This is a genomic window from Bauldia litoralis (genome assembly GCF_900104485.1).
Taxonomy (GTDB): domain Bacteria; phylum Pseudomonadota; class Alphaproteobacteria; order Rhizobiales; family Kaistiaceae; genus Bauldia; species Bauldia litoralis.
The window spans coordinates 1-1,529 of record NZ_FMXQ01000028.1 but is presented as its reverse complement, the minus strand read 5'-3'; the positions used below and the strand labels follow the sequence as shown (position 1 = coordinate 1,529).

The 1,529-nt window shown below is 66.3% G+C and carries 2 protein-coding genes; both read right to left on the bottom strand.

All coding sequences use genetic code 11. The features are described from left to right. Positions 1–72 precede the first annotated feature (72 nt). On the bottom strand, positions 73–402 hold the full coding sequence (locus BLT60_RS23925) for a hypothetical protein (RefSeq protein ID WP_090881454.1): 330 nt from the start codon (positions 400–402) through the stop codon (positions 73–75). Continuing rightward, complete coding sequence (locus BLT60_RS23920; protein WP_425285048.1) at positions 399–1,193, bottom strand: DUF2092 domain-containing protein; 795 nt, start codon at positions 1,191–1,193, stop codon at positions 399–401. The genes BLT60_RS23925 and BLT60_RS23920 overlap by 4 nt, the downstream gene beginning before the upstream one ends. Positions 1,194–1,529: the final 336 nt, after the last annotated feature.

The following is a 1,529-nucleotide window of genomic DNA, read 5'->3' as shown; positions in this document are numbered from 1 at the left end:
CCCGCTTGCGGGGGAGGGGGACCGTCGCGAAGCGATGGTGGAGGGGGCGCTCCCCTGGAACTCAGCCGTTCCCTACTCGAAAACGACCTGGACGTAGACGTTGCCGGACTGCTCGTAATAGCGGCCGCCGCAGTAATAGTAGTAGCCGCCGTAATACGGGCCGTAGGGGCAACCGGCTGGCAGGGTCGCCACGCGGTAGCTGGTCCGGCGGACGACGCGCCGCGTGGTGCGCCGCGCGACGCCGGCATAACTGACCGGGGTCAGCGGCCGCCCGACCCGGGCCTCGGCCGGTGCGACGACGCTGGCGACGCCGGGAAGGCCGAGTTCGGCGCCAAGTTCCAGGCCGCCGATGCCGACGATGATCGCCAGCCAGACGATGACGGTTTTCTTCAGGCGTTTCATTGCGCATCTCCTGTCAGGTCGGGCAGTTCGTCGATGTTGGTGAGGTCGGCCAGCGTCCCCTTGGTCGCGGTTCCGGGGTCGAAGGCGAAGTCGTCCGCGGCAACCGCGTCGCCGGTCTTCCAGTCGGAAATCTGGATGCGATATTCCGGCGCCATCGCGACCATCTTGCTGGTCACCACGTAGCGGCAGGGATAGGGCGCCTCGCCCATCGCCACCCAGATCTCCCAGTCGACGGCGTCGGTGCGGAAGGCCAGGTGATCGCATTCGACGCCGCCGATGACGCCGCTGCCGAGGTCCTTCACGTCGGTGACCGAATCCATCAGCGCGGTATAGACATCCGGCAGCAGAAGGTCGGCGGCCGGCGCCACCACCCCGGCATTGATCCGCATGTGATCGATGAGCTGGTCGATCGTCCCGGTCATCTCGACCTGCGCGTAGCGGTCGAGATGCTTGCCGAGAACCGAAAGCTGCTTGCCGTCATAGACCATCGCCACGTCGGCGAAGCCGCCGACCCGGGTGACCCGCATCTTGTCGGGCCGGTTGATCGCCACCGTCCCCGAACTGGCGAAGATCAGCTTCTGCAGGTCGGTGGTCACCACGACGAGGTCGCTGTCATAGCTAAACGAGATCGCCGTCTGCCCCGCCAGGTAATCGGACATGGACTTGAGAATGTCCCGCGCATGTCCTTCATCCGCCATCGCGCCCGGCGAAGCGCCGAACCCGACCGCCGCGACGACCGCCAGGCCAACCAGCCCGCGCCTCGCCCATCCCGATGTGCCGCCATCCATCATTTGCGTTTGCTCCTCGTCGTTGATCCGGGCGCCAAACGCCCACCGCCATTGGTAAGGCGGAATACGTTTATTTTGCGCGAACCACACAGGACCGCGACAACCGGCGGAAAACACGAACATTTTCAGCGCGCTCTCCATCCCGAAAGGCGGCGTAGCGGGCAAGTGCGCCCCCTCCACCATGCTGACGCATGGTCCACCTCCCCCGCTGCGCAGGGGAGGACCGCGGCGACACCGTCCGCTTCAACCTCCGAACAACGCACGGTGTCCGAAGTGAAGCGCACCCATCCTCCCCCGCTTGCGGGGGAGGGGGACCGTCGCGAAGCGATGGTGGAGGGG

Bases quoted from the DNA above. Each gene is read 5' to 3' on its own strand.
- BLT60_RS23925 (WP_090881454.1), bottom strand. From the start codon at position 402: ATGAAACGCCTGAAGAAAACCGTCATCGTCTGGCTGGCGATCATCGTC.
- BLT60_RS23920 (WP_425285048.1), bottom strand. From the start codon at position 1,193: ATGATGGATGGCGGCACATCGGGATGGGCGAGGCGCGGGCTGGTTGGC.